This window comes from Stenotrophomonas maltophilia group sp. RNC7 (genome assembly GCF_030910085.1).
In the GTDB taxonomy this organism is placed as follows: domain Bacteria; phylum Pseudomonadota; class Gammaproteobacteria; order Xanthomonadales; family Xanthomonadaceae; genus Stenotrophomonas; species Stenotrophomonas sepilia.
Genome location: NZ_JAVFVN010000917.1, coordinates 1 through 744 on the forward strand (window position 1 = coordinate 1; position 744 = coordinate 744).

2 protein-coding genes are annotated in these 744 nt (G+C 29.8%); both read left to right on the top strand.

What is annotated here, in order from left to right:
- The first annotated feature begins 225 nt into the window (after nucleotides 1–225).
- A complete protein-coding gene (locus RCF13_RS23495) occupies nucleotides 226–507 on the top strand; it encodes an AbrB/MazE/SpoVT family DNA-binding domain-containing protein (RefSeq protein ID WP_016121605.1) in 282 nt (93 codons plus the stop codon).
- Nucleotides 508–542: 35 nt separating this feature from the next.
- Nucleotides 543–744: hypothetical protein (locus tag RCF13_RS23500; protein WP_308141590.1), on the top strand; the 202-nt coding region annotated here is incomplete at its 3' end.

The following is a 744-nucleotide window of genomic DNA, read 5'->3' on the forward strand; positions in this document are numbered from 1 at the left end:
AAAAAGCACATCAATTTATTTTTTTAAAATTGATGTGCTTTTTAATTCGCAAAACAAATATAGAAGAATATTTCCATTAAAAGACTGCTTAAAAAGTATTAAAATATTTAATTTGTTTTACTATAATGTATTACACTGGAATTTTAAAATAGCGAAAATATAAATAGTTGAATTATACTAAACAAGTAGATTAATTTTGATAATTTTAAAAAGAGGAGAGATTTTATGAAATCAACAGGTATAACTAGAAAAGTCGATGAATTAGGCCGCATTGTAATCCCAATGGAACTTAGACGAACAATAGGAATTAAAGAAAAAGACCCAATAGAAATATTTGTAGAGAATGAAAATATAATCCTAAAAAAATATGAACCAGGCGGTGTTTGTGCAATTACAGGTGAAATATCCAATCGTAATATTTCTTTAGCAAACGGAAAGATAAACCTTAGTCCTGAAGGAGCAAAAGTATTAATTAAAGAATTAGAAGAATATCTACAAAAAAATTAATAGTTTAAAAGAGATAGGAAACGAGGGGAAAAGTATTGGAAGGTGAATTTACAATCAATAGACTTGTTCAAAAGGTTAAAGAATATGCCGATGGGAGATCAGAAAGTGTAACAAGGGGTGCTGAAACTCCCCGACTTGCAGCACTGCTACTCCAAAAATATGGCTTAGGCATAGCAGATGCAATAGCTACAATTTATGATACTCCACGTGCTGCTGATCCGATTTTTCAAATTTTGG

What these genes read in the sequence shown, in the direction of transcription:
- RCF13_RS23495 (WP_016121605.1), top strand. Translation starts at nt 226, where the DNA reads ATGAAATCAACAGGTATAACTAGAAAAGTCGATGAATTAGGCCGCATT.